The sequence below is a fragment of the Sphingomonas sp. genome, from assembly GCF_019635515.1.
GTDB lineage: Bacteria > Pseudomonadota > Alphaproteobacteria > Sphingomonadales > Sphingomonadaceae > Sphingomonas.
In genome coordinates this window covers 1,741,509-1,760,844 of sequence record NZ_JAHBZI010000001.1, presented here as the reverse complement: position 1 = coordinate 1,760,844, position 19,336 = coordinate 1,741,509, and the positions used below count along the sequence as shown (strand labels likewise).

General features: G+C 65.3%; 17 protein-coding genes. 10 read left to right on the top strand and 7 right to left on the bottom strand.

Translation table 11 applies throughout. The features are described from left to right. The first annotated feature begins 103 nt into the window (after window positions 1-103). The 7 genes from nuoL (at window position 104) to KF730_RS08835 (ending at window position 8,734) form a co-directional block, all read left to right on the top strand. Window positions 104-2,179 (top strand): NADH-quinone oxidoreductase subunit L, encoded by a 2,076-nt coding sequence (nuoL, locus tag KF730_RS08865; protein ID WP_294093974.1) that lies wholly within the window; start codon window positions 104-106, stop codon window positions 2,177-2,179. Then, complete coding sequence (locus tag KF730_RS08860; RefSeq protein WP_294093972.1) at window positions 2,176-3,762, top strand: NADH-quinone oxidoreductase subunit M; 1,587 nt, start codon at window positions 2,176-2,178, stop codon at window positions 3,760-3,762. Before nuoL ends, KF730_RS08860 begins: the two co-directional genes overlap by 4 nt. After that, window positions 3,762-5,207: an NADH-quinone oxidoreductase subunit NuoN gene (nuoN, locus tag KF730_RS08855; protein ID WP_294093970.1), complete on the top strand. Its 1,446-nt coding sequence runs from the start codon at window positions 3,762-3,764 to the stop codon at window positions 5,205-5,207. The genes KF730_RS08860 and nuoN overlap by 1 nt, the downstream gene beginning before the upstream one ends. Window positions 5,208-5,215: 8 nt before the next feature. Next, window positions 5,216-5,905, top strand: a complete 690-nt coding sequence (locus KF730_RS08850) for a biotin--[acetyl-CoA-carboxylase] ligase (RefSeq protein ID WP_294095817.1) — start codon at window positions 5,216-5,218, stop codon at window positions 5,903-5,905. A 14-nt stretch (window positions 5,906-5,919) separates the two neighbouring features. Further along, window positions 5,920-6,699 carry a type III pantothenate kinase gene (locus tag KF730_RS08845; protein ID WP_294093968.1) on the top strand — a complete coding sequence of 260 codons (780 nt, stop codon included), beginning with the start codon at window positions 5,920-5,922 and terminating at the stop codon, window positions 6,697-6,699. 132 nt (window positions 6,700-6,831) lie between these two features. Next, complete coding sequence (locus KF730_RS08840; protein WP_294093967.1) at window positions 6,832-8,469, top strand: ribonuclease J; 1,638 nt, start codon at window positions 6,832-6,834, stop codon at window positions 8,467-8,469. A gap of 4 nt (window positions 8,470-8,473) precedes the next feature. Beyond that, entirely contained in the window at window positions 8,474-8,734 is a 261-nt protein-coding gene (locus KF730_RS08835) for a DUF1467 family protein (protein ID WP_294093965.1), read from the top strand. A gap of 148 nt (window positions 8,735-8,882) precedes the next feature. Here KF730_RS08835 and KF730_RS08830 read toward each other — a convergent pair whose 3' ends face one another. Further along, window positions 8,883-11,186 (bottom strand): hypothetical protein, encoded by a 2,304-nt coding sequence (locus tag KF730_RS08830; protein WP_294093963.1) that lies wholly within the window; start codon window positions 11,184-11,186, stop codon window positions 8,883-8,885. A 73-nt stretch (window positions 11,187-11,259) separates the two neighbouring features. Between KF730_RS08830 and KF730_RS08825 the strand changes: the two genes are divergently transcribed. The 3 genes from KF730_RS08825 (at window position 11,260) to KF730_RS08815 (ending at window position 13,432) form a co-directional block, all read left to right on the top strand. Then, complete coding sequence (locus KF730_RS08825) at window positions 11,260-11,553, top strand: Hpt domain-containing protein (RefSeq protein WP_294093961.1); 294 nt, start codon at window positions 11,260-11,262, stop codon at window positions 11,551-11,553. A gap of 82 nt (window positions 11,554-11,635) precedes the next feature. After that, window positions 11,636-12,535 (top strand): hypothetical protein, encoded by a 900-nt coding sequence (locus tag KF730_RS08820; protein ID WP_294093959.1) that lies wholly within the window; start codon window positions 11,636-11,638, stop codon window positions 12,533-12,535. Window positions 12,536-12,589: 54 nt separating this feature from the next. Then, window positions 12,590-13,432: a hypothetical protein gene (locus tag KF730_RS08815; RefSeq protein WP_294093957.1), complete on the top strand. Its 843-nt coding sequence runs from the start codon at window positions 12,590-12,592 to the stop codon at window positions 13,430-13,432. 84 nt (window positions 13,433-13,516) lie between these two features. On the opposite strand, the gene KF730_RS08810 is transcribed toward KF730_RS08815, so the two are convergent. From KF730_RS08810 to KF730_RS08785, 6 genes are all read right to left on the bottom strand, one after another. After that, entirely contained in the window at window positions 13,517-14,695 is a 1,179-nt protein-coding gene (locus KF730_RS08810; protein ID WP_294093955.1) for a VWA domain-containing protein, read from the bottom strand. A 6-nt stretch (window positions 14,696-14,701) separates the two neighbouring features. Beyond that, window positions 14,702-15,541: a DUF817 domain-containing protein gene (locus KF730_RS08805; protein WP_294093952.1), complete on the bottom strand. Its 840-nt coding sequence runs from the start codon at window positions 15,539-15,541 to the stop codon at window positions 14,702-14,704. Then, window positions 15,538-16,140, bottom strand: a complete 603-nt coding sequence (locus KF730_RS08800) for a hypothetical protein (RefSeq protein WP_294093950.1) — start codon at window positions 16,138-16,140, stop codon at window positions 15,538-15,540. Before KF730_RS08800 ends, KF730_RS08805 begins: the two co-directional genes overlap by 4 nt. Before the next feature lie 143 nt (window positions 16,141-16,283). Continuing rightward, window positions 16,284-17,132, bottom strand: coding sequence for a MoxR family ATPase (locus KF730_RS08795; protein WP_294093948.1), 849 nt, complete (start codon window positions 17,130-17,132; stop codon window positions 16,284-16,286). A gap of 47 nt (window positions 17,133-17,179) precedes the next feature. Continuing rightward, window positions 17,180-18,472, bottom strand: coding sequence for a hypothetical protein (locus tag KF730_RS08790; protein ID WP_294093946.1), 1,293 nt, complete (start codon window positions 18,470-18,472; stop codon window positions 17,180-17,182). 67 nt (window positions 18,473-18,539) lie between these two features. Further along, window positions 18,540-19,154, bottom strand: a complete 615-nt coding sequence (locus KF730_RS08785) for a hypothetical protein (RefSeq protein ID WP_294093944.1) — start codon at window positions 19,152-19,154, stop codon at window positions 18,540-18,542. Window positions 19,155-19,336 lie beyond the last annotated feature (182 nt).

Below are 19,336 nucleotides of genomic sequence, written 5' to 3'. Positions count from 1 at the left end.
TTCTTTCCGTCATCCCGGCGAAAGCCGGGACCCAGAGTCAAGAGCGCTGCACCCCGTTACCCTGGGCCCCGGCTTTCGCCGGGGTGACGATAGGGGTGTGGGCATGAACTCTATTCTCTTCATCGTATTCCTGCCGCTGCTGGCGGCGATTATCGGCGGCCTGTCGAACAAGTCGTTCGGCGCCGCTTTCCCGAAGATCGTGACGACGGGCTCGCTGTTCGTCGCCTGTGGCCTCAGCTGGCCGATCTTCCTCAGCTATATGAGCGGGGCGGCCGAGCCCGCCATTGTTCCGGTGCTGCACTGGATGACCAGCGGCACGCTCAGCGTCGATTGGGCGCTGCGCGTCGATGCGTTGACCGCGGTCATGCTGGTGGTGGTGACCAGCGTGTCGGCGCTCGTCCATCTCTATAGCTGGTCGTACATGGCAGAAGACCCGGATCAGCCGCGCTTCTTCGCCTATTTGTCGCTGTTCACCTTCGCGATGCTGATGCTGGTGACCGCCAACAACCTCGTCCAGATGTTCTTCGGCTGGGAAGGCGTCGGCCTCGCTTCCTACCTGCTGATCGGCTTCTGGTTCCGCAAGCCCAGCGCCAATGCCGCCGCGATCAAGGCGTTCGTGGTCAACCGTGTTGGCGATCTCGGCTTCATGCTCGGCATTTTCGGCATCTATCTGGTGTTCGGCACCGTCGATATCCCGACGATCCTGGCGCAGGCCCCGAACCTGCACGGCTCGACGATCGGCTTCCTGTGGTTCCGCGCCGATACGGTGACGGTGCTTTGTCTGCTGCTGTTCGTCGGCGCCTGCGGCAAGTCCGCGCAGCTCGGCCTCCACACCTGGTTGCCCGACGCGATGGAGGGCCCGACCCCGGTGTCGGCGCTGATCCACGCCGCGACGATGGTCACCGCCGGCGTGTTCATGGTCTGTCGCATGTCGCCCCTGTTCGATCAGAGCGCGGTGGCGATGGGTGTTGTGACCTTTGTCGGCGCCGCGACCTGCCTGTTCGCCGCCACGGTCGGCACGACCCAGACCGACATCAAGCGCGTCATCGCCTATTCGACCTGCTCGCAGCTCGGCTACATGTTCTTCGCGGCGGGCGTCGGCGCCTATGGCGCGGCGATGTTCCACCTCTTCACGCATGCGTTCTTCAAGGCGCTGCTGTTCCTCGGCGCCGGCTCGGTGATCCACGCGATGCACCATGAGCAGGACATGCGCTATTATGGCGGCCTGCGGAAACACATCCCGGTGACCTTCTGGACGATGCTGCTCGGCACGCTGGCGATCACCGGCGTTGGCATTCCCGCGCTATTCGGCAATCCGGTCGCGTTCGGTTTCGCCGGCTTCCATTCGAAGGACGCGATCATCGAAGCGGCCTATGCTTCGGGCACGACCAGCGCCTTCTGGGTCGGCGTGTTCGTGGCGCTGCTGACCAGCTTCTATTCGTGGCGCTTGGTGTTCCTGACCTTCTACGGCCAGCCGCGCTGGGTGCAGTCCGAGCATATCCAGCACGCGCTGCACGACGCCCACGATCATGGGGGGCATCACGACGATCATCCCTCGGAAGAGGATGCCGGGCATGCCCCGCATGCCCATGATCACGCGCCGAAGACCGGCACCGGCGGCTATCATCCGCATGAAAGTCCGTGGCCGATGCTGGTGCCGCTGGTGCTGCTGACGCTCGGCGCGGTCTTCGCCGGCTTCGTCTTCCACGGCATCTTCATCGAGCCGGAATCGGGCGAGCATTTCTGGAAGGGCGCGATCGCCTTCAACGAGCATCTGATGCACTCGATGCACGAGGTGCCGGTGTGGGTGAAGCTGTCGGCTACGGTGGCGATGCTCAGCGGGCTGCTGATCGGCTGGCTGGCCTATGTGAAGGCGCCCGAATTCCCGGCCAGGTTCGCCGAGCAGTTCAACGTCCTCTACAGGTTCCTGCTCAACAAATGGTATTTCGACGAGCTCTATAACTTCCTGTTCGTCCGCCCCGCATTCGCGATCGGCCGGCTGCTGTGGAAGGCGGGCGACGAGGGTACCATCGATCGCTTCGGGCCCAATGGCATCGCCAGGCTGATCCAGTTCGGCGGCAAGGGCACGGCCAGGCTGCAATCGGGATATCTCTACACCTATGCGTTCATCATGCTGATCGGGCTGACCGCGGCCCTCACCTGGGTGATCGCGCGATGACCGGTTTCCCGATCCTCTCCGTCATGCTGGCGATCCCCGCGGTCGCCGCCGTCGCCTGCCTGTTCCTGAGCGCCAACGGTGCGCGTTGGACCGCGCTGATCGCGACCTTGATCGATCTCGCGCTCGGCATTTGGCTGTGGACGAGCTTCGACCAGAGCGCGGGCGCCGCGCAGTGGCAGTTTGTCGAGCATGTCCGCCTGTTCGGCGTCGGCGGCGTCGATTTCGCCTGGGCATTGGGCATCGACGGCTTCGCGCTGATGCTGATCATGCTCTCGGTCTTCCTGATGCCGATCTGCATCGGGGCCAGCTGGGTGGCGATCGAGAAGCGCGTGCCCGAATATATGGCGGCGATGCTCGCCACGCTGATCCTGATGATCGGCACCTTCGCGGCGCAGGATCTGCTGCTGTTCTACGTCTTCTTCGAAGGCGGCCTGATCCCGATGTTCCTGATCATCGGCATCTGGGGCGGCGCCAACCGCATCTACGCGTCGTACAAATTCTTCCTCTACACGCTGCTCGGCTCGCTGCTGATGCTGATCGCGATGATCGCGATGATCCTCAACAGCGGCACGGCCTCGATCCCCGCGCTGATGGCGCATGACTTCCCTGTCGCTTGGCAGACCTGGTTATGGCTGGCCTTCTTCGCCTCGTTCGCGGTCAAGATGCCGATGTGGCCGGTCCACACCTGGCTTCCCGACGCGCACGTGCAGGCGCCCACCGCCGGTTCGGTGATCCTGGCCGGCGTGCTGCTCAAGCTGGGCGGCTATGGCTTCCTTCGCTTCAGCCTGCCGATGTTCCCCGAAGCCTCGGCCCAATTCATGAACCTGGTGTTCGTGCTGTCGTGCGTCGCGGTGGTCTATACCTCGCTGGTCGCTTTGGTGCAGTCGGACATGAAGAAGCTGATCGCCTATTCCTCGGTCGCGCACATGGCGATCGTGACGATGGGGCTGTTCGCCTTCAACAATCAGGGCATCGAGGGCGCGATGATGGTCATGCTCGGCCATGGCCTCGTCTCGGGCGCACTCTTCCTGTGCGTCGGCGTGATCTATGATCGCCTGCACACCCGCGAGATCGACCGCTATGGCGGCCTGGCGATCAACATGCCGCGCTATGCGCTGCTGTTCATGCTGTTCACCATGGCCTCGGTCGGCCTGCCCGGCACCAGCAACTTCGTCGGCGAATTCCTGGGTCTGATGGGCGTCTACAAGGTTTCGACCTGGACCGCGCTGATCGGCACCACCGGCATCATCCTGGGCGCCGCGTACATGCTGTACCTCTATCGCCGCGTCGTGTTCGGCGACCTGACCAAGGACGATGTCCGCGCCATGCCCGATCTCAGCCTGCGCGAGATCGGCCTGCTGGCGCCGATCGCCGCGGCGGTGCTGTGGATGGGCGTCTATCCGGAGAGCTTCCTCAAGCCGATGCGTCCCGATGTCGAACGCCTCGTCGAGCGGATGAGCCGCGCTGCCCCCTTGGGTGACTCGCGTCCCACCGCCGGCAAGCCGGCACCCGCTGGCGAGCACCACGCTGCCCCCGCCGGAGAACACGCCACGCCTGCCCCTGCGCACGGGGGGGCGCACTGATGAGCTACGCAACGCAATTGATGATGGTGCTTCCCGAGCTGGTGCTCAGCCTCGGCGCGATCGCGCTGATGCTGGTCGCCGCCTGGGGCGGGCAGAACTCGACGAAGCTGGTGAGCTGGGCGAGCATTGCGGTGTTGATCGGTGCCGGCGTCGCGCTGGCAGGCCCCGCATCGGCAGGCGGTGAGGCGTTCGGTGGCCTTTACCGCCCCGATATGTTCGCGGCCTTCGCCAAGGCGCTGATCTTCGCTGCTGCCGCGGTCTCGATCCTGATCGCACCACGCTTCTTCCAGACCACATCCGGCGACGATCTCCGTCCCGAATATCCTGTGCTGATCCTGCTTTCGGCGGCTGGCATGGGCATGATGGTCTCGGCGGGCGACCTGATGAGCCTCTATGTCGGCCTCGAACTGATGAGCCTCGCCTCGTACGTGCTCGCCAGCTTCATGCGCCGCGACACGCGCTCGGCCGAGGCGGGCCTGAAGTATTTCGTCCTCGGTGCGCTCGCCTCGGGCATCCTGCTCTACGGCATCAGCTTGGTTTATGGCTTCTCGGGAACAACGCTGTTCGCCGGGATCGCCGATGCCTATGCGCAAGGCCGTTCGACCGGGCTGCTCTTCGGCCTCGTCTTTGTCTTCGCTGGTCTTGCTTTCAAGATCAGCGCCGTGCCGTTCCACATGTGGACCCCGGACGTTTACGAAGGCGCACCGACCCCGGTCACTGCGTTCTTCGCCTCGGCTCCCAAGGTCGCGGCGATGGCGCTGGCCACCCGCGTCGCGATCGAAGCTATGGGCCCGGCGATTGCCGATTGGCGCCAGATCGTGATCTTCGCGGCGCTGGCCTCGATCATTTTCGGTTCGGTCGCTGCAATCACGCAGACCAACATAAAGCGCCTGCTTGCATACTCGTCGATCGCCAATGTCGGTTTCGCGCTGGTCGGTCTCGCCGCCGGTAACGAGGCGGGCGTGATGAGCGTGCTGTACTACATGGCGATCTACGTCGTCATGACGCTCGGCAGCTTCTTGGTCGTGCTGCAGATGCGCGGCCCCGATGGTCAGCCGATCGAGACGATCTCCAGCCTGGCCGGCATGTCACGTACGCGCCCGCGCCTTGCCCTGGCGATGGCGATCTTCATGTTCAGCCTAGCCGGCGTTCCGCCGCTGCTCGGCTTCTTCTCGAAGCTGCAGGTGTTCCTGGCTGCGGTGCATGCGGGCCTGTACGTGTTCGCGGCGGTGGCAGCCGCGGCTTCGACGATCGGCGCCTTCTATTATCTCAAGATCGTCAAGGTGATGTATTTCGACGAGCCGGCTGACGCCTTTGCGGGCAAGACCGATCCGGTCGAAGGCGTATTACTGGTGCTGGCCGCCGCGGTGGTCTCGCCGCTCGGCTGGCCGCTGCTCGGCTATCTTGAGGTATTCACGGCATCGGCCGCCAAGGCTTTGTTCTGACCGCGACGATTCGTACCGTCGCGGAGACGGGCTCGACCAATGCCGATATGGCCGCGCTCGCCCGCTCCGGCGCCAGCGAAGGTCTGTGGCTGCGCGCCGAGCGGCAGACCCAGGGCAAGGGCCGGCAGGGCAGGGCGTGGGCCTCGCCAGAGGGTAACCTCTATATCTCCACGCTGGTACGCGTCCGCCATGGCGAGCCGTCGCCCGCCACGCTGGCGCTGGTCGCGGCGGTAGCGCTGGAGGAAACGGTGGCGCTGTTCGGCGTGCAGCCAATGCTGAAATGGCCGAACGACCTGTTGGTGAATGGCGCCAAGCTCAGCGGCATCCTGCTCGAGCGCGTCGATGATGCGGTGATCCTCGGCTTCGGCGTAAACCTCGCGCACCATCCCACCGACACCGATCGCCCCGCCACCGGCATCGCCGCGCACGCGCCGGCGCCAGATCCAGAGGTCTTCGCCGAAACGCTCGCCGAAATCTTTGCCCGCTGGCTGTCGCGCTGGCGGGACGGCATCGCGCCCATCCGCGAACGCTGGCTCGCACGGGCGCACCCCATCGGCACCGCGCTCACCGCCCGCCTTGCCGACGGCACCAGCGTAGACGGCCTGTTCGACGGTCTGACCAGCGACGGCGCGCTCAGCCTGCGCTTGGCCGATGGGTCGCATCGTGCCATTCACGCGGGCGACGTGTTTCTGCTCTGAAAGGGCTTCCAGCAATGCTGCTCGCGATCGACGCCGGCAACACCAATATCGTCTTCGCGCTGGTGGAGTCCGGCGAGATTCGCGCGCGCTGGCGCATCGCCACCGATCCGCGCCGCACCGCAGACGAATATGCGGTGTGGCTCAGCCAACTGCTCGGCCTCGAAGGCTATGAAATGGCCAGCGTCACCGGCGTCATCATCGGCACCGTCGTTCCGCGCGCGCTCCATAACCTCCAGGTGCTCAGCAGCAAATATTTCAAGACCGATGCGATCATTGCCGGGCAGGGCGAGCATGGCTGGGGCTTCCAGCTTGATGTCGAGGAGCCGCAGAATCTCGGCGCCGACCGCGCGCTCAACGCCATCGCCGCGCATGACCGCCATCCGGGCGATCTGATCGTCATCGATTTCGGCACCGCCGCCACGTTCGACGTGGTCGATTATACGGGAGCCTATAAGGGCGGGATCATCGCCCCCGGCATCAACCTGTCGCTCGATGCTCTCGTCACCGCCGCCGCCAAGCTGCCGCGCATCGCCATCGAGGCGCCCAAGGGCAATCTCTCGGTGATCGGGCGCAACACCGTCGATCAGATGCATATCGGCATCTATTGGGGCTATATCGCGATGATCGAGGGGCTGGTCGCGCGGATGAAGGCCGAGGTCGGGCGCCCGCTCAAGGTCATTGCCACCGGGGGCCTCGCCGTGCTCTTCGAGAAACATACCGCGGTGTTCGACGCGATCGAACCTGATCTGACCATTCAGGGATTGTCGATGCTGTGGGAACGGAGCCGGGCCTGATCCCAACCTTCCTGTCACCCCGGCCTTGTGCCGGGGTCCACCGGGGGGCAAAGGAAACGTTCAGACAATGAAGGTCAGCCGGTGCGGCTGAGTGGACCCCGGAACAAGTCCGGGGTGACAATGGATGGTTGAATGACACCCGGCAAGGAACTGCTCTTCGTCGCGCTCGGCGGGTCGGGCGAGATCGGTATGAACGTCAATCTCTATGGTTGCGACGGCAAATGGCTGATGGTCGATTGCGGCATCACCTTTGGCGACGCGCAATATCCTGGTGTCGATGTGATCCTGCCCGATCTCCAGTTCATCGAGGAGCGTCTCGACGAGCTGATTGGGATCGTCCTGACCCACGGCCATGAAGATCATATCGGCGCGCTGCCCTATCTGGCGGGCGAACTCGGCGTGCCGCTCTATGCGACGCCATTCACCGCCGGGCTGATCCACGGCAAGCTCGAAGAGGAAGGCAATGCCGACCGGATCGAGCTGAACGTCGTCAAGGAAGAGGGCCCGTTCCAGATCGGCCCCTTCCGCATCACCTATACGCCGCTGGCCCACTCGATCCCCGAGGGCAATGCGGTGCTGATCGAGACCCCGTACGGCAATATCTTCCACACCGGCGACTGGAAGCTCGACGAGACCCCGTCGCTCGGCGGTGCCTCGACCGCCGCCGAGCTGACCGCGATCGGCGACAAGGGCGTGCTGGCGCTGGTCTGCGATTCCACCAACGTCTTCAATCCCGAGGCTTCAGGCTCGGAAGGCGATGTCCGCAAGGGGCTCGACGAGGTCGTCGCCGGCATCAAGGGCCGCGTGCTGGTCACCACCTTCGCCTCGAACGCGGCGCGCCTGCAGACGCTGGGCGAAGTCGCGCAGGATTGCGGGCGGCAATTGTGCGTCGCCGGCCGCTCGCTCGACCGTATCATCCGCGTCGCCAAGGCGACCGGCTATCTGCGCGATTTCCCTGACACGGTCGATTTCGAGACCGCGATGTCGCTGCCGGCCAACCAGGTGATGATCATCGCCACGGGCGGGCAGGGCGAGCCCCGCGCGGCGCTCAACCGTATTGCTGAGGACACGCATGTCCTCAAGGTCCATAAGGGCGACACCGTCGTCTTCTCCTCGCGCCAGATCCCCGGCAACGAGATCGCCATTGGCCGGATCATGAACACGCTGGCGGGCAAGGGCGTGGAGATCATCACCGACCGTCAGGCCTTTGTGCACGTATCCGGCCATCCCGGCCGCCCCGAGCTGGCCGAGATGTACAAATGGATCCGGCCCGAGATCGTGCTGCCGGTGCATGGCGAAGTCCGCCACATGCACGAACAGGCGCGCTTCGCGCTGTCCGAAGGGGTGCCCCAGGCGATCACGCAGGTGAATGGCGATATCTGGAAGTTGGCGCCGGGCAAGCCTAGGCAGGTCGGCCATGCGCAGGTCGGCCGCCTCGTCCTCGACGGTGACGTCATCCTTCCCGCCGATGGCACCACGATCAACGAGCGGCGCCGGGTCGCCCTCTACGGCCAGATTTCCGTGGCGGTGGCGCTCCGCAGCGGCAAGCTGCTCGGTGAGCCGCAGATACGTCTTCAGGGCGTACCGGTCGAGGAAGACCGCGACAATTTCATCGCAGACGCCTGCGATGCCGCCGCGCAGACCGTGCGCAAGGAAAGCAGCCGCGATCTGGAGAAGCTCCGCGAAGCGCTGCGCCTGTCGGTGCGCCGCGTCGCGGTCAAATATACCGGCAAGAAGCCGGTGGTCGATGTGCTGATCGTCGAGGCATGATCCGATGAAGTGGCAATCCGCGCTGGCGATCTACATGCTGTTCTGGGCCTTTTCGGTGTTCTTGGTGCTGCCCTTCGGCGTGAAGACCAGCGAGGAAGCCGGAGTCGATCTGGTGCCGGGGCAGGCGCAGAGCGCCCCGCACGAGTTCAACGCCAAGCGCGTGATGCTGCGCACCACCATCGTAGCGACCGTGCTGTTCGCGATTTTCTGGCTGAACTACATGTTCGGTTGGGTGACGGCGGACATGCTCGACTGGGCGCATTGACCTAGACGGCGATCAACCCCGATGGTCACCCCGGACTTGTTCCGGGGTCCACCGGGAGACAAGCGCGGAGCAAGAAGCTCTAGCTCCAACGGTTCGGCTTGGTAGACCCCGGAACAAGTCCGGGGTGACGGGAGTAGCGTGAAGCTAACTAACTCCGCAGTCGCTCGATCGCCTGCGCCAAGGCCACGTACAGCTTGCCCATATCCGACGACAGCAACGTCACACCCAACGGCGAACCGTCGCGCAGCGCCAGGATCTGGCGGAGCATCGCTTCGAAATCGTGGATGTAGCGGTTGACGTTGTCGCGGAAATCCTCGTCCTCGTCATAGAGCTTGTGGATCTCGCGTGCGTCGCCGCTGTCGAGAACGCGGACGGCGCGGCGGGTGAAGACCCCGCGGTCGCCCTTCAGATATGCCGACCACGCGCTGTCGGTGACGTCGGCGGCGAACGCCTTGGTGATGTCGATCGAATTGGAATTGAGCGCCTCGATCAGCAGCGAGACGCGGCGGGCGAAATTGTCACCATCGGCTTCCTCGCGCGCGGCGCGGCCGGCTTCGATCCGGGCCTCGATCTGGCCGGTGCTTTCGGCGAGCTGGAGCATCTGCTGGGTCAGACGCTCGGACGCGCGGGTCGCGGCGTTGACGGCGGCTTCGGTGGTCGCCCCAAGTTCGGTCAGCTGACGGCGCACGGTCTCGTCCATAGCGCGGCGCAGTGCCGCGGTGCTGGCTTCCTCCAGCGCCGCAGTGGCGCCCGGGACGATTCCGGCAATCGCTTCACGGGCATGATCGGCGGCGGCGGTCGCGGTTTCGCGAACGCGCAGCAAGGCATCGACCAGTTGCGGCGCGGCATCCTCGGCAAAGCGTTTGGTGGTGGTGATCGTCTCGTCGACGATCTGTTCCAGCGCCTGGGCGCGGTCGCCGCCGGTCTCCAGAGTCTCGAGCAGCGATGCCTGGGTCTTGGCCAGCGTATCGCGCTGCTGGCTGACGACATCGGCGATCGCCTCGATCGCGTCATGGGTGCTCTCGGCGGCGGTGACCAAAGCCAGCAATTCGGGCTTGGCACCGGCGACGACCTGCCGGCTCGCCAGGATCCGCGCATCGAGGCGGGTCAGCGCCTCGGGCAGGGTCTCGTCGATCTCGCGCGCCGAAGCGTCGAGCGCGGTGAGCAATTCCTCGGCGGTGACGATCACGCGGTGCGCGGTGGCGTCGCCGATATTCATCGCCTCGGTCATCGCATCGACCGAGCCGTGCAGCGCGCTGACCGACGCGGCCAGTCCTTGCGTGCGGTCCATGCCGGCGGCGTGCAGCACCTGCAACTCGCGGTCGAGACGATCGACGCCGCTCGAAAGCCCCGCGAACAGCGCGTCGCCGCGGCCCTGTTCCTCGCCAAGCCTGGCGCCGACCCGGCCGATCGCGTCCTCGATCGTCGCCATGCGCTCGCTGAGCGCCTCGGTTGTGTCCTTGCTGGCGCGGTCGAGCGCGGCCTGATTGGCCTCCAGCATCGCCAGGATCGCCTCGCCCTGCGCGGCGATGCCCTTGCGGGCTTCATCGACGGCGGCGGCGGCGCGATCGAGCACGCCATCGACTTCGGCGGACATCTGCCCGGTGACCGCTTCGAGCCGGGCGCTGGCGGTCTCGCTGGTCGCTTCCATCCGCGCGATGTGCGCGGCGAGCCGGTCGGCGGCGCCGCCGGCGATCTGATCGGCTTCGCGCCCGCGCTCGGACAGCGCCGATAGCTGCGTGTCCAGCGCGGCGGCGCGTTCGCTGGCGAGCAGACCCGCAGCATCGACCCGTTCCGTAAGCCCGCGCATTTCCTCATGCGCCTTGGGCAGCGATGCCAGCACCACCGCGATCCGCCGCTCGGTCTCTCCCGCCGCCAGCGTCAGCGTCCGGCTGCTGCCATCGATCGCGGACGATTGATGCGCAACGGTTCCCGCGACCTCCGCGATCTGCTCGGCGGCGCGGTCCCCCATGGCGATCAATATATCGGTCTGCTCCGCCAGCGCGGCACGGTTGGCGGCGATCTTGTGCGAAAGCGCCGCGATCGTCCGGTCGAGCGCGGCCGCCTCCTGGCGCATGCTGCGCGCGGTGGCGCCAAAGCGGCGCGCCTCGGCGCGGCTGGTGCGCATCGCCAACATATAGAGCAATCCGATGAGCAGCGGCGGTACGCATAGCGCCGCGATCAGCTGCACCAGCGCCACGGGAGCCATGCCCGCCTGCACGCTCGGCAGCACCATCCATCCCAGCCCGGCGAACGATCCCAGCGCGGCGAGGATGGCGAGGGCGGGGAGCACCCAGCTCCAGCTACGGTGCGGCGCGAAATCTTCCGCCACGTCTGTGGCCGCCGCTTCGGTTTCGACAGGCACAATCGCCTCCGAAAGCACGAACGGCTCATCGGCCCCGTCTGCGGCGAGCAATGGCTCGGCTGGATTTGCCCCAATCATGTGGCGCATTTACCACATTATTGCGCTGTTCCAACAGCGTAAGGAAACGGACCGTTAAGGACCGCGCTGATAGCTTCGGCCCATGGCGTATGATCCCGGTGCAATCGATGCGACCTTGGCGGCGGCGGTGGGCGACGAGCCCCAGCTGATCGCCGAACTGCGCGAGGCGTTTCTTGATGGCGTTCGACGCTGCCTGGAGGGGATGAAGGCAGCCGACGGTCCGGGCGCGTGGAGCGCCGCCGCGCTGCGGCTCAAGGGCCTCGCGGCCAGCTTCGGCGCGGTTCGCCTGATGGCGCTGGCATCGGAAGCCGCGACCAGCCAGGCGCATGACGGCGCGGTCCTTCGCAAGCTCCATCGCGCCGTCGAACGACTATAGACGTTTAGCTCGCGTTCATCTTGTGGCAATGTCGCAGTGTGCTAGGTAAATGGCACACTTAATCCTGCCGGAGATACCGATCGTGGCGCGTAAGATTTTCCTTGGCATCGTCCTGGGCCTGATGGCGAGCGTCGGCAATATCGCCTACGCCCAGACCACGCCTCCCGCGCATGACGATCAGGGCATCACCGTGACCGGCCAGCGCGAAATCCCCGCCAAAGCCGCGCGCCAGTTCGTCACCAGCGTCGTCACCACTTTCGACGGTCAGCTCGCCCGCTTCCACGATCCGATCTGCCCGATCGTGATCGGCCTTCCCGATGAATATGGCGCGATGATCGTCAAGCGCATCCAGGCGGTCGCGGCGGAAGCCGGCGCTGAAGTGCCCCGTAACGGCAAATGCGAACCCAATCTGGTCGTGATCATCGCCGCCGATGCCGATAAGCTGGTCAAGCAACTGCGCAAACAATTGCCCGGCATGTTCGCCGGCCTGCCCACCCAGGAGCTGCGCCGGGCGCTGCGCGATGGCCCGGTGCATGTGTGGAACACCATCCAGGTGCAGAACGAGGACGGCCAGACCGCGCGTACCGGAACGATCGACGGCGGCCTTGGCGATGCGCCGACGATGCTGGTCAAGAGCGTGTCGATGATCAACGCGTCGGTGCAGCAGGCGGTGGTCCAGTCGGTCATCGTGCTCGATGATGACGCGCTGATCGACAAGTCGATCAACCAGATCGCGGAGTATATCGCGATGCGCACGCTCGCCGGTGCGCGCCCGCCCGTGAACGGCAGCGTCGCCGCCGACACCATCCTGACCCTGTTCGATCCCGGCGCGATCGCACCCCCGGGCCTCACCTTGATCGACCGGTCCTATCTCGAAGGCGTCTACAAGGTGCGCCCGACCGGTCGCAGCGTCTCGCAGCGCAACGCGATCAGCAAGCTGATCCGAGACAATTCGCTCGAGCGCTCGGGCGCGAAGGACTAGCGCGCCGCTTGGCTGGCGCTAAGCTGGCGCCATTTCGAACGCCGGAGGTCTGATGTGCGCAATGCCCTGATGCTGGCGGCGACGTTTTCGGTGCTCGCCGCGATGCCGGCGCGCGCGCAGGTGGTCGAGGATCGCCCCATCGTCGTCACCGGCAAGAAGGGTACGCCCCGGCAACAGGCGCTGCGCCAGCTCCGCCAGATCGTCTCGACTGTCGACGGTCAGCTCGCGCGCTTTGCCGAGCCGGTCTGCCCGATGGTGATCGGGCTTTCACTTGAAAGCAACGCCACCGTCGCGGGCCGAATCCGCGATATCGCCAGCGAAGCCGGAGCCAAGGTCGCGCCGGAGCGCTGCAACCCCAACATCGTCATCATCGTAGCGGCCGACGCCGATGTCTTCACCAAGGCGCTGCGCAAGCGCTTTCCGAAGATGTTCGCCTATCTGCGCCCGGGCGAGCTGCGCCGCGCCAAGCGCGAGGGACCGGTGCATGCGTGGAACACCGTTGAGGTTCGCAACGACGTCGGCGAATCCTTGATGCAGGGGGAGGGCGACGATCCGCCGACGCTGGAAATCCATACCGCATCGCGGATCATACTGCCGACGCAGCAGGTAACCCTGTCCTCGATCGTGGTCATCGATGACGAGGCAGCGGTCGGCAAATCGCTTGTCCAGATCGCCGACTATGCCGCGATGCGCACGCTCGCCGGTGCGCGCCCGCCACGTGAACCGGGCATGGCCGACACGATCCTGTCGCTGTTCGACAGGGATGGCGGGACGCCGCCGCCATCGCTCACCCGGCTGGACAGCAGTTTCATCAAGGAGCTCTATGCCGGCGAGGGCACCGCCACCGCGAGCCAGAAGAAGAACGCGATCTCGCGCCGCGCCGCCGCGGAGCAGTGACGCATACCGAGCCCCCGCGATCGAACCGCGGCGCGGCCACCGCGATCCTCGTCAAGCAGGTCGCCGGAGATTTCGAGGCTGCGGCTAACGCTTCCGACTAAGCTCGCGCATCGCGTCGTCGAGCCCGGACAGCGTCAACGGATACATGCGGTCGGTCATCAGCTCGCGGATGATCCTGACCGACTGGGTATAGCCCCATTGCGCCTCGGGCAGCACGTTGAGCCACACCGCGGCGGGATAGGTATTGGTCAGCCGCTGCATCCACACCGCGCCGGCTTCCTCGTTGAAATGCTCGACCGAGCCGCCGGGATGGGTGATCTCGTAGGCGCTCATCGACGCGTCTCCGACGAAGATCAGCTTATAATCATGGCCGTATTTGTGGAGGATATCCCACATCGGCGTGCGTTCGGTGAAGCGTCGGCGATTATCCTTCCACACCCCCTCATAGGGACAATTGTGGAAGTAGAAGAATTCGAGGTTCTTGAACTCTGAGGTGGCGGCCGAGAACAGCTCCTCGCAAAGCTTCACGAACGGATCCATCGATCCGCCGACATCGAGGAACAGCAGCAATTTCACCGCATTGTGCCGCTCGGCGCGCATGCGGATGTCGAGCCAGCCTTGTTTGGCGGTGCCCTCGATTGTGCCGTCGATATCGAGCTCGTCCTGCGCGCCTTCGCGGGCGAAGCGGCGGAGGCGGCGCAGCGCCACCTTGATGTTGCGGGTGCCCAGCTCCTTGGTGCTGTCGAGATTCTTGAATTCGCGCTGGTCCCACACCTTCAGTGCGCGCTTGTGCCTGCTCTCGCCGCCGATCCGCACGCCCTCGGGATTGTAGCCGCTATTGCCATAGGGGGAGGTGCCGCCGGTTCCGACCCATTTGTTGCCGCCCTGGTGCCGGCCCTGCTGCTCCTCCAGCCGCTTCTTGAGAGTCTCCATGATCTCGTCCCACGAACCGAGTGACTTGATCGCCTCCATCTCCTCGGGGGTCAGGAACTTCTCGGCGACCGCGCGCAGCCAGTCCTCGGGTACCTCCGCCGGAGCGACACCATAATTGGTGGTGATACCCTTGAAGACCTTAGCGAAGACCTGGTCGAAGCGGTCGAGCAGCCCCTCGTCCTTCACGAAGGTGGCGCGGGCGAGATAGTAGAAAGCCTCGGGCGTGCGATCGATCACGTCGCGATCGAGCGCTTCCAGCAGGATCAGATGCTCCTTCAGGCTGGCGGGGATGCCGGCGGCGCGCAACTCGTCGAGGAAGGAGAAGAACATATGTGCCTATTCCACTTCGCGGCGGCCGTGCACAAGCTCGACCAGCACGAACGAGATGATCATCAGCAGATACCAGGCGCTGAGTTTGGCGAGGGAGACCATCTTCCAGCCTTCGGCCTGGTTCGGATAGATCCAGGCACGCGAGAAGGTCCCGAGATTTTCGGCGAACCAGATGAACAAGGCGACCAGCAGCCAGCCGAGCAGCAATGGCATCCAGCGCTCAGCGCGCCACACGGTGAAGCACACGCGCGTCCGCCAGAACAAGGCGGCCGTCGCAGCGAACAGCACCAGGCGGATATCGGGCAACCAATGATGCGCGAAGAAATTGACGTAGATCGCGGCGGCCAGCGCCCAGGTCGCCCAGCGCGGCGGATAGCCGGGGAAGCGGAACGCGAAGATCCGCCATACCCGCGCGATATAGCTGCCGACCGCGCCATACATGAAGCCGGTGAACAGCGGCACGCCGCCGATCCTGAGCAGGCTCGGCTCGGGATAGAGCCACGATCCCTGCGCGGTCTTGAACAGTTCCATCGCGGTGCCGACGAGATGAAAGGCGAGGATGATCCTGGCCTCGCCCCAGCTTTCGAGACGGAACGCCAGCATTCCCGCCTGGATCGCCACCGCGCCGATGACGAGCAGGTCATAGCGGGCGAGGGGAGCGTTGGCCGGGTAGAATAGATGGGTGGCCATCAGCAGCCCGAGCATCAGCGCGCCGAACAGGCAGGCCCAGCCTTGTTTGAAGCCGAACAGCAGAAACTCGTAGAGCCACGAATGCCAGCCCGGCCGCGGCGCGAAGTCCTCGAGCCTGGCGCGAACTTGCGCGAAGCGGGTCGCACCGCGGATCACGCCGCTCCAGGCTTTCTCCGTACCGTCAGCGCGCGCCGCACCACGGGAATCCGGATCAACGCGGCGGAGACGAACAGGGCGGTCATCACCGCGCCCAATATGTGTGCTTCGGGCCGGAATATGCGTCCGAAATAGCTGTTGGTGAAGACGATCCACAGCCACCACATCCCGGTCAGATGCAGTCGTCGCCAATTCCTGCCCAGCGCGCGCATCGCCGCGTCGTTCGAGGTCGCGGCCATTGCCCACATCAGCGCATAGGCGATCCCGCCGCCGATCCACACCAAAGGCCCGCGGCTCGCGCCGCCGCTCAGGATCAGCCAGGTCAGGGCTACGCCGTGGACGCTATGCGCGAAGGCGAAACTGAGCCCGATGTAGCGCCGCTGGCGCAGCACCGGCGCCCAGCTTTGACCCAGCATCTGGAACAGGGGGCGTGCGGTGAAGGCCAGCAGGAACCAGCATGCCGACCAGCGCGCGGTGAGCCGCGTCGCCAGGCTCAACCGTGACTGAAAATCGCCCGGAAGCAGCGCCACCGCGCCGCAAATTCCCAGCGCGCCCGCAGCGGAGATCGCGATGATCCACGGCTTGCGTCCCCCCGCCATGCCGTCAGCCGATCGGAGCGGTGTGGGGAAGGGCGGGATCGGTCATGCCGTTGCTCGCCCCCGGTGTTGGCAATCGCGGCACCAGCAGGTGCGCGCGCGGCGCCTCGCCTTGAATCGCCACGCGGACCCTGCCGCATGCGTCGTCATTTGCCCTGTTGCCGCCGCGCCATGAACGCCAGCCGTTCGAACAGCATCACATCCTGCTCGTTCTTGAGCAAGGCGCCATGCAGCGGCGGGATCGCCTTGGTCGGATCGCGGTTTTGCAGCACGTCGAGCGGCATCTCCTCGTGCAGCAGCAGCTTGAGCCAGTCGAGCAACTCGCTGGTCGAGGGCTTCTTCTTGAGCCCCGGCACTTCGCGGATGTCGTAGAAGATATCCATCGCCTTGCTTACCAGCATCTTCTGGATGCCGGGGAAATGGACATCGACGATCGCCTGCATCGTCTCGCGGTCGGGGAACTTGATATAGTGGAAAAAGCAGCGGCGCAGGAACGCGTCGGGCAGTTCCTTCTCGTTGTTCGAAGTGATCACCACGATCGGGCGCTCGGCCGCCTTCACCGTCTCCCTGGTCTCGTAGACATGGAATTCCATGCGATCGAGTTCCTGGAGTAGGTCGTTGGGGAATTCGATATCGGCCTTGTCGATCTCGTCGATCAGCAGCACCGGCAGCTGCGGCGCGGTGAACGCCTCCCATAACTTACCCTTGCGGATATAGTTGGCGATGTCGTGGACGCGCTCATCGCCGAGCTGGCCGTCGCGCAGGCGGGCCACCGCGTCATATTCGTAGAGACCCTGCTGCGCCTTGGTCGTCGATTTGACGTTCCACTCGATCAGCGGCGCGCCGACCGCCTTGGCGATCTCATAGGCGAGCACGGTCTTGCCGGTGCCGGGCTCGCCCTTGACGAGGAGGGGACGGCGCAGCGTGACCGCTGCATTGACCGCGACCTTGAGGTCATCGGTCGCGACATAGCTCTGGGTGCCTTCGAAACGCATGCCGCCTCGTTAGGGGAAGCGGCCGCCATTGTACAAGATGGCGCGGGTCACGAGCATTGGGTGACCCGCGCCTTCGGCGTGCGGCCATCCTCCAGATAGGGCGACTCCGGCTCGTTCGCGCGTGCCCATTCGCCGGGATCGACCACCGCCGCGAAATCGGCGAAGGCGAGCTGACCGCCGCTTTTCTTGCGAACCTGGACGCTGAACGGCTGATTGGCGCTCAGCACCGCCGCCGGGATCGTCGCCCGGAGCACGAATCCGATGCCCGCCGTATAGCCCTCGCGCGCCTTGCGCTCCGCCGTGGTTTCGATGCGGCCCAGATCGGCGATGACGGTCGCCACCTCGCGGCGGCCGATCAGGAAGCGAATCTTCGGATCGACTTCGGGATTGTCGCTGTAAAAGGCCATTTTAAGCCAGTCGCGCAGACCCGAGCCATCGATCGTCCGCCCGCGCTGGGCGTGATACAGCATGTCGCCCGACCGGCTTGTCGCGTCTGCCTCGGCAATGATGGTCTGGGTGCGTGTCGCCGCGCGTCCCGGATTGGGCGTCCACCGCACGGTATTGGAGAAATTGTCGCCGCCGAGATAGCCGGTCTGCTTGCAGACGATCGGGCTGTCGGTGCGGAGCGTGGTGCCCGACGCCGTCCTTGCGCCAAGCGATTCGCGTTCGCAACTGGACGGTACCGAGGCGATCGTGCGCGTGTCGGCGTTGATCCTGACACCCATGTCGCGCTGCGACCGGTGCCACGGCGTGGCGGTGAAACCGCTCAGCTCGAAATTCGCCGTGGCGATCCGCCGCATATCGGTGCTGGCAAGCACCTCCACCATCACCGCGCCGCTCGCCGTGGCGACCGCATCGGGCACACTGATACGAAGCGAGACCGGTGCCAGATTGTCGCGGCTGCTGAGATCGCGGATCGTCGCCGTCTTGGTGATCTCGGCAAGCACGGCGTTGCCCTGCCAGAACCGCAGCGTCATCCTCGGCGTGATCCGCGCACCTTCCGGCGCACCGAGTTCGAGAGACAGCGATGCGCCGCCCGATGACGCCGATGCCGAACTAGCCGTAGTGGGACGCCCTTCCGACCAGCTGCTCGACATCCGTGCGCTCTTCGCCACCAACGGCGCGGTCGCCTGAAAATTCAGCGCATCATAGGAAATCGAAAAGCCGCGCTGCGGATCACCTTCGGCCCTGCCATCGGTGATTTCGGTCATCCAGCTGGCGCTCATCGTTTTGCCCGCCTGCGGCGTCGTCGACGCGCGGCAGCGAATCTTTTCGTTCTGCGCCATGGCGGGCAGCGCCGCGATCATCGACAGGACCGTGGAAAAGAGCAGCGCCCGCATCGATCGTCCCCCTTCGTTCCGAAAGGGTGAGCATCGTCACGAGCGCCGGCTTGTCAATCGCTTGGCGTCAATTGTTCCCGCGCGCCGAGGCGCGCGCCTCGAGCAGGTCCCACAGGCCGCGATGCTGCGCGAACAGCTGCTGCGCACCGAACAGCATCGCCCGCTCGATCGTGCTTTCGCGGACCAGTGCATCGACGACCGTCACCGTCTCTTCGAGCATCGGCAGCGTGGTGGGGGGCGGTGTGACGCTCAGCCGGTCAGCGGCGGCATCGAGCACCTTGCGGATCTCGACCCAGTCGAGCGCCAGCGCCAGCGCCGCGCCGGTCGCACAGCCCGCGCGATCGGATTGGGCGAGCATTTCCAGCGCGTGGCGCTGGGCGGCGGCGGTAGCCTCGGATTCGGCATGACCCGGCGTGCTCGGCAGCGGGCCGGCAGCGGCGACGATCCGTACGAGGAACGCGCGCTCGGTGGCGAAGGCGGCGCTGGCCGCCTCAAGCCAGCTACGCTCGACGTCGAGCCGGGTATGCGCGATCGCATGATCGATCACGCCCGGATGGCGGCCATGGAGGATGCACATATAGTGCGCGGCATCGGCGAGATCGCGGACGGGCTCCACATTGGCCTGGAGCCGGCGCAGATAGGGATGGTTGGCGCTGCCATCGGAAGCGGAAAGCGCCCCCATGGTGCTCCAGCCGCCGGCCAATCGCGCAACAGTCATGGAATCCAACGGCATACGCCCCCAAAAACAACCAGGGCCGGCAGGAGGCCGACGCAGCGGTGATGCCCCACAGGGATATACCGAAGCGCGTAAAGACGTGGTTTCGCGGGTGTTTACCCTGCCGCAACACTGTGTGCCGTGTTGGG

Coding starts and splice junctions, on each gene's coding strand:
- nuoN (WP_294093970.1), top strand. CDS start 3,762: ATGAGCTACGCAACGCAATTGATGATGGTGCTTCCCGAGCTGGTGCTC.
- KF730_RS08795 (WP_294093948.1), bottom strand. CDS start 17,132: ATGCGTTTCGAAGGCACCCAGAGCTATGTCGCGACCGATGACCTCAAG.
- KF730_RS08845 (WP_294093968.1), top strand. CDS start 5,920: ATGCTGCTCGCGATCGACGCCGGCAACACCAATATCGTCTTCGCGCTG.
- KF730_RS08830 (WP_294093963.1), bottom strand. CDS start 11,186: ATGCGCCACATGATTGGGGCAAATCCAGCCGAGCCATTGCTCGCCGCA.
- KF730_RS08810 (WP_294093955.1), bottom strand. CDS start 14,695: ATGTTCTTCTCCTTCCTCGACGAGTTGCGCGCCGCCGGCATCCCCGCC.
- KF730_RS08825 (WP_294093961.1), top strand. CDS start 11,260: ATGGCGTATGATCCCGGTGCAATCGATGCGACCTTGGCGGCGGCGGTG.
- KF730_RS08835 (WP_294093965.1), top strand. CDS start 8,474: ATGAAGTGGCAATCCGCGCTGGCGATCTACATGCTGTTCTGGGCCTTT.
- nuoL (WP_294093974.1), top strand. CDS start 104: ATGAACTCTATTCTCTTCATCGTATTCCTGCCGCTGCTGGCGGCGATT.
- KF730_RS08860 (WP_294093972.1), top strand. CDS start 2,176: ATGACCGGTTTCCCGATCCTCTCCGTCATGCTGGCGATCCCCGCGGTC.
- KF730_RS08800 (WP_294093950.1), bottom strand. CDS start 16,140: ATGGCGGGGGGACGCAAGCCGTGGATCATCGCGATCTCCGCTGCGGGC.
- KF730_RS08840 (WP_294093967.1), top strand. CDS start 6,832: ATGACACCCGGCAAGGAACTGCTCTTCGTCGCGCTCGGCGGGTCGGGC.
- KF730_RS08790 (WP_294093946.1), bottom strand. CDS start 18,472: ATGCGGGCGCTGCTCTTTTCCACGGTCCTGTCGATGATCGCGGCGCTG.
- KF730_RS08785 (WP_294093944.1), bottom strand. CDS start 19,154: ATGGGGGCGCTTTCCGCTTCCGATGGCAGCGCCAACCATCCCTATCTG.